The 3,967-nt window shown below is 55.7% G+C and carries 4 protein-coding genes; 2 read left to right on the top strand and 2 right to left on the bottom strand.

What is annotated here, in order from left to right; all coding sequences use genetic code 11:
- The coding region (locus PN477_RS08680) for a hypothetical protein (protein ID WP_272117729.1) at positions 1-261 on the top strand (261 nt) is incomplete at its 5' end.
- A gap of 144 nt (positions 262-405) precedes the next feature.
- On the opposite strand, the gene PN477_RS08675 is transcribed toward PN477_RS08680, so the two are convergent.
- Positions 406-1,944, bottom strand: coding sequence for a ferredoxin--nitrite reductase (locus PN477_RS08675; protein ID WP_272117728.1), 1,539 nt, complete (start codon positions 1,942-1,944; stop codon positions 406-408).
- 330 nt (positions 1,945-2,274) lie between these two features.
- Between PN477_RS08675 and PN477_RS08670 the strand changes: the two genes are divergently transcribed.
- Entirely contained in the window at positions 2,275-3,465 is a 1,191-nt protein-coding gene (locus PN477_RS08670) for a HEAT repeat domain-containing protein (RefSeq protein WP_272117727.1), read from the top strand.
- Positions 3,466-3,616: 151 nt separating this feature from the next.
- On the opposite strand, the gene PN477_RS08665 is transcribed toward PN477_RS08670, so the two are convergent.
- The gene (locus PN477_RS08665) at positions 3,617-3,781 is read right to left on the bottom strand and encodes a hypothetical protein (RefSeq protein WP_272117726.1); all 165 of its coding nucleotides are present in this window, start codon (positions 3,779-3,781) and stop codon (positions 3,617-3,619) included.
- Between the last annotated feature and the right edge of the window lie 186 nt (positions 3,782-3,967).

The raw sequence follows: 3,967 nt of genomic DNA, 5'->3' as shown, positions 1-3,967 counted from the left end.
CTGACTTATGCCCTCCGTCAAGACCCTGAGCAGTCGGCTCAGACGATGTTTGATGCCGATGAACTGAGGCTTTTATGTCTCCTCTCGGGTCAAGCTGTTGACTCTCTACGACAGGCTACTTTGGCGTTAGCGAAGTTAGTGAGTTTTGCTCCTTCCCAGAGGCAACCTCTGCCTGGGGTCAAAGTCCTGGCGACTGCCCTTGAGCGTTTCTTCTTTGCTAAGCAGGGGGCTCAGGCTCTTTCCAAACCCCTACAGGATTAGCTCCCTAGTGGAGAGGGAACTGGAAAAATGGATCGGCTTCCCTCGCCCTCTGGGAAAGTGGTTGGGGGTGAGGGCGATCAAGTCAGTCAACCAGATCAAATGCTGTGGTTAACGTGATTTTGATCGGGCCGCTGTCACTACCTCCTATGGGGCGGGTGCTTTAGGCGTTGCCCCCAATTTTTCGATCATGAGGGATTCTAAAACAGAGATTAAATCGTCACAGGCGACCCCTTTTTGTACACAGGTTCCCAGTTGGGCATCTTTGCCCACGGTTCCCCCCATGTAAATATCCACGCCTTCAACGGTTTTGCCATCTTTGCGGACTTTGGTTCCCATCAGGCCAATATCGGCGACTTGGGGTTGACCGCAGGAGTTGGGGCAGCCTGTCCAATGAATGCGAATCCGGTGGGGAATATCGAGGCGTTGGTCAAGGGCTTGGGCGATCGCAACGGCCCGCTGCTTGGTTTCCACGAGGGCAAAATTGCAGAACTGGGCCCCGGTGCAAGAGACGAGCGATCGCGCCAACGGCATCGGCTCGGAGGGAAAGCGTTCTAGCAGCGATTCCGCTAACAACATCGGCAAATTTTCATTGGCAATAAAGGGCAAAATCACATTTTGTTCCACCGTCAAGCGGATTTCCCCATTGCCATAGACCTCCGCCAACCGTCCCAACTCAAACATCGCTGCCGCATCCAAACGCCCAACGGGAACATGAAGACCCACAAAGCTAAAGCCCGGTTGCCGTTGTGGGTGAACGCCGAGATGATCCCGCTTGTCCCAGTCAATTTCGTCCTTTTCTGCTGCTGGGGTTAAGGGGTGGCCGAGGTGGTCTGCGATCGCCGCCTGGAATCGCGCCATACCCCATTCATCAATCAGCCACATTAACCGTGCTTTCTGGCGATTCGACCGCAAGCCATGATCACGATACACCGTCAAAATGGCGCGACAGATCCCCACCACCGCCGCCGCCGTCGGTGGAACCCAGGCATCTAAGGGAATCGCCGCTTCACACCGCCGCGCCGAGAAAAAGCCCCCCACCAGAACGTTAAAGCCCAGTTCACCCGCTTTATAGGCCGGCACAAACGCAATGTCGTTAATTTCAGCATGAACGGCATTATCCCGACCGCCTTCAATGGCAATGTTGAATTTACGCGGCAGGTTGGTAAATTCGGCATTCCCTTCGCCCTTGTTGGTGATCATGTCCTGCACCGCTTGGACCAGATCGCGGGTGTCGATTAATTCATCACCATCAAGCCCCGCCACGGGAGAGCCGGTAATGTTGCGGACGTTATCCATGCCCGACTGCACGGATGTGAGACCGACAGTTTTGAAACGACGAAAAATATCGGGAAAATCCTCAAACCGCAAGCCCCGCAGTTGCAAGTTTTGACGGGTGGTAATATCGGCGCTGCCATCGTCTCCGTAGCGTTGCACAACCTCCGCCAAGACACGCATTTGGTCTACGGTGATGATGCCGTTGGGAATCCGCAGCCGCAACATGAATTTACCGGGGGTCACCGGTCGGTAAAAAATACCCAGCCACTTGAGACGATGTTCTAAGTCGTTCTTGTCAATGGCTTCCCAACCAAGGGCAGCAAATTGTTCTAGTTCATCTTTCACCGCCAATCCATCTTTGGCAGCTTTCAATTGTTCAAATCGGTTTAAGGAGGGTTGGCTAGTCATAGCGAGTGATTCAGATAGGTTCAGGGCTGGGCGGGTTGGGGCTGGGGAGAGGCGACGGGATTGAGTCTAAGATTAGGTTCACCTTATGGAGAAAATCCTCGGAATTTTGTAGTATTGGGCACACCTTTTGTTTCTTTATGAGGATCTATTCTGAGAATGATGCGATTTGTGCATGAAAAAGGGAGAGGAAAACGAAAATTTCTTTTACACTGAAGACTCACCCCTGTGCTGTGCTCAGGGCTATGCTGGGGGAAGTTGTGATCCAGGCTCGTGAGAGGTTTGAACCTGGATGATGCGTGTTTTGATTGTCACTGGTGTTTTTAGATTTTTATGTCTCATTCCCTTACTGCTGCGACTCAATGTGCCCAATTGGGAAAGTGGTCAGCGGTGTGTCAGCACCTGCGCCAGTGGTTCACGATCGCACCCGTTGCGCCACCGGATGAAGAACGACACGCCCTGGATTTGGCGCTGTTGGTGTTGGCCTGGGGCGATTTTCAAGAGCGTTGGGATGTGGCGAAGCTGTTGCCGCGTTTTGGGATGGGGGCGATCGCTGCCTTGCTCGCGATCCTCACCGACGACACCCGCGACCTCGAAGAACGCTGGTTTACCGGGCGCATTCTCGGCGAATTTCCAGAGCCGCAGGTGATCACCACCCTGATCGATGTGTTGCAAACCAGTGAGGATGACGAATTGCGCTTGGTGGTAGCCGGGGCACTGGCTCAGATTGGGCAACCAGCGATCGTGGCCCTTGCCCAGACCCTCGATCAACCCACGGCCCGCCCCGTGGCCGTGCGCTCCCTCGCCCAAATTCACCACCCAGCGGTGATTGATCCCCTCCTCACCGTGGCCCAAGATGCAGATCCCACGGTGCGCCAGGCTGCGATCGAAGCATTGAGCGGGTTTCAAGATGTGCGCATTGGCCCATTGCTCCAGCAGGCGGTGCGCGATCCGGTGGCGGCAGTGCGGCGCGAGGCGTTGATGGGCCTGGGGTTGCGGGTGACTCAGATCGGGGAGCAGGCGGTATTGGCGACGGTGTGCCCTTGTTTGGACGATTGGCATTTGGAGGTTTGTCAGCAGGCGGCGTTGACCTTGGGACGCTTGGGCAGTCCGGCGGCAGTGCAGGCGATCGCCCGCGTCCTCGAACGCACCACCACCCCCGCCCCCCTGCAACAGGATTTAATCCGGGCCCTGGGCTGGACGGCCACCCCCGAAAGTTTGGCCGTCTTACAGGCGTTGCTGCCGCGTCTCCCGATGGGATTGGGGGTGGAAGCGATCCACATCGTCGGACGGATTGAGCGGGAGTCGCTCCGCCCGGCCGGTGCAACTCTGCTGCTCAACTACTACCGGCAGTACCACGATCGCAACCTGGACTATCGCCTCAAACAAGCCCTCACCCAAGCCTGGGGCCAACTGGGCGATCCGATTGCCATTGATGCCCTGGTGCAGTTGATGGGGGATGTGGATCATCGGGTGCGTCTCCATGCGATCGCCGCCCTCAAACGGTTTGACTTGCCCGCCTAGGTCAACGCTCGCATCGGGCTTCAGACTGTAGCTTAATCGGATTCGAGACGCTCTAGCTCCGCCTGAATCACGGCAACGGTTTCTTGATCGTTAAAGGCTTGGTAGGTGGCTTGGGCCCGTTTAAACCAGGTGATCGCCTGGGGTACTCGCTCTAGAAAACATTCAGTTCACCCAAGGTCTGCTCTAGGGTGGCTTGGGCAATGAGATCATTTTCGGCTTTGCTCTGGTGGTGGGCCAAAATGTATTGAGCTTGGGCGGCTTGATGGTAACCCACCTCATCGTAGAGTTCCGCGAGCATTTGGTGAGTGCTGATCATGCCATGGCCAGCGGCGATCGCCTCCTCTAACAGGGCGATCGCTTCTCCTTGACATACTCCCCCACTAAACCCTACGGGCTATAGTGGGAGATTCTGAACAGCCAGTTACCTGACCATTTATCCACTCAAACAACGAGAGTTGCAGAGGGTTGCTAGGCTCAACGACTAACGCCATTGATTTATCCT

The sequence above is a fragment of the Spirulina subsalsa CS-330 genome, from assembly GCF_028330765.1.
Classification (GTDB): domain Bacteria; phylum Cyanobacteriota; class Cyanobacteriia; order Cyanobacteriales; family Spirulinaceae; genus Spirulina; species Spirulina subsalsa_A.
The sequence above is the reverse complement of the archived record's forward strand: the minus strand, read 5'-3'. Positions and strand labels throughout refer to the sequence as shown.

Bases quoted from the DNA above. Each gene is read 5' to 3' on its own strand.
- PN477_RS08675 (WP_272117728.1), bottom strand. From the start codon at position 1,944: ATGACTAGCCAACCCTCCTTAAACCGATTTGAACAATTGAAAGCTGCC.
- PN477_RS08670 (WP_272117727.1), top strand. From the start codon at position 2,275: ATGTCTCATTCCCTTACTGCTGCGACTCAATGTGCCCAATTGGGAAAG.
- PN477_RS08665 (WP_272117726.1), bottom strand. From the start codon at position 3,781: ATGATCAGCACTCACCAAATGCTCGCGGAACTCTACGATGAGGTGGGT.